This window comes from Mesorhizobium sp. M2C.T.Ca.TU.002.02.1.1, assembly GCF_003997225.1.
The window spans coordinates 1-1,997 of record NZ_RZTO01000994.1 but is presented as its reverse complement, the minus strand read 5'-3'; the positions used below and the strand labels follow the sequence as shown (position 1 = coordinate 1,997).

The window sequence follows — 1,997 nt, the reverse complement described above, 5'->3', positions numbered from 1 at the left end:
AGGGAACGAGAAATCATAGGTGTTGGGCTGCGGCGCGACCGAGATGAAGCCTTCGATCTCAGGCCGGCGCATCAGAAGCTGCATGCCGATCCACGAGCCGAAGGAATAGCCGGCGACCCAGCAGCTCTTGGAATCCGGATGCAGCGACTGCACCCAGTCGAGCGCCGCGGCCGCGTCGGACAACTCACCGGTGCCGTGGTCGAATTCGCCCTGGCTGCGGCCGATGCCACGGAAATTGAAGCGCAGCACGGTGAAATCGCGCTTCTGGAACATGTAGAAGAGGTCGTAGACGATCTTGTTGTTCATCGTGCCGCCGAATTGCGGGTGCGGGTGCAGCACGATGGCGATCGGGGCGCTCTTTTCCTTCGAGGGCTGATAGCGTCCCTCCAGGCGTCCAGCCGGACCGGCGAAAATGACCTCAGGCATAAAATACTCCACGTGGCATATGAATGCGCTAGCCCGGAACTCTTCGGCCCGACTCTCCTGCGGCCCCAGACCTTCTGTGGCCTTGACGCCGGGCGAGCGTCTTCCTAGAAGCTAGTTTAGAATGGTTCAAAACTGGGAGGCCGAAACCCGATGGTTCGGGCCGCCCGCGCCGCAAGCCGGGTAAATAGGACGGCTTGCCTTGCAATTTCAAGGAAATAACGCGCTATCCTCGCGGGATAGTTGGCGAAAGGACGAACTGAGCGAAAATGGCCGCAACCCGCGCCTATCTCGACTACAACGCCAGCGCGCCGCTCATTGCGGAAGCGCGGGCGGCGATGGTCGCGGCGCTCGACGCTGCCAACCCGTCATCGGTCCACGCGGAAGGGCGCGCTTCGCGTCGGCTGGTCGAAGACGCGCGCCGCGACGTGGCGCGGCTGGTCAACGCCAGGCCCGAGCATGTCGTCTTCACCTCCGGCGCCACCGAGGCCGCCTCGACGCTGCTTACGCCCGGCTGGCAGATGGGACGCGGCGCCATCCGCATGAGCCATCTCTATGTCTCGGCGGCCGACCATCCCTGCATCCTCAATGGCGGGCGGTTTGCGGCCGCGCAGGTGACGAGGATCGGCGTCGATCGCAACGGCATTGCCGATCTCGAGGCGCTTTCAGCCGCGCTCGCCGCGCATGACAAGGCCGCCGGCCTGCCGCTGGTGGCGATCCATGCCGCCAACAACGAGACCGGTGTCGTGCAGCCGGTCGAGCGCATCGGCGAGGTCGTCAAGGCCGCCGACGGGGTGCTGGTTGTCGATGCCGTTCAGGCTGCCGGGCGGATTCCGCTCGATATGTCAGGCCCTTATGCCGATTATCTGATCCTGTCCTCGCACAAGATCGGCGGACCCAAGGGTGCCGGCGCGATCATAGCCGCGTCCGACCTGATGATGCCGCGGCCGCTGGTCAATGGCGGCGGCCAGGAGAAGGGCCATCGCGCCGGCACGGAAAACGTCGCTGGCATCGCCGGTTTCGGCGCCGCCGCGCGGGCGGCGCTAGCGGGCCTCGCCGGGATGGAGGCCATCGCGCGCCGGCGCGACGAGATCGAGACCATCGTGACCGAATTGGCGCCCGACGCGGAAATCTTCGGAAATGCCGCTCCAAGGCTTGCCAACACGACATTCTTCGCTATTCCCGGCATCAAGGCCGAGACGGCGCAGATCGCTTTCGATCTTGCCGGCGTCGCCCTGTCGGCGGGCTCGGCCTGCTCGTCGGGAAAGGTCGGGCCAAGCCACGTGCTCAAGGCCATGGGCCATGGCGACAGCCTGGGCGCCTTGCGGGTCTCGATCGGCCACGCGACCGGCGCCGGGGATATCGAGGCCTTCCGGGCGGCGCTGGCCGGCATCGTCGCGCGCCGCGCGGGCAAGGAAGAAGCCGCCTGACGGCGGCAAAGCATCGGAGCGAGAAACGCCTTGCGGTTCTTGGATTTCCGCTGCTCGAAGACGAATTCAGGCCTTATGGCCTGGTAGAGCCGTGCGTTTTGTCCTGGCCGGGTGAATTTCCGGCGGACACGCACTATATGGAGA

The 1,997-nt window shown here is 65.5% G+C and carries 2 protein-coding genes; one reads left to right on the top strand and one right to left on the bottom strand.

The genetic code is table 11. The features are described from left to right. Positions 1-426: alpha/beta hydrolase (locus EOD07_RS32475; RefSeq protein ID WP_127238157.1), on the bottom strand; the 426-nt coding region annotated here is incomplete at its 3' end. 266 nt (positions 427-692) lie between these two features. Here EOD07_RS32475 and EOD07_RS32470 point away from each other — a divergent pair. Further along, the gene (locus tag EOD07_RS32470; protein WP_127238156.1) at positions 693-1,853 is read left to right on the top strand and encodes a cysteine desulfurase family protein; all 1,161 of its coding nucleotides are present in this window, start codon (positions 693-695) and stop codon (positions 1,851-1,853) included. The last annotated feature ends 144 nt before the right edge of the window (positions 1,854-1,997 follow it).

Excerpts from the sequence above, each read along its gene's own strand:
- EOD07_RS32470 (WP_127238156.1), top strand. The coding sequence starts at position 693 with ATGGCCGCAACCCGCGCCTATCTCGACTACAACGCCAGCGCGCCGCTC.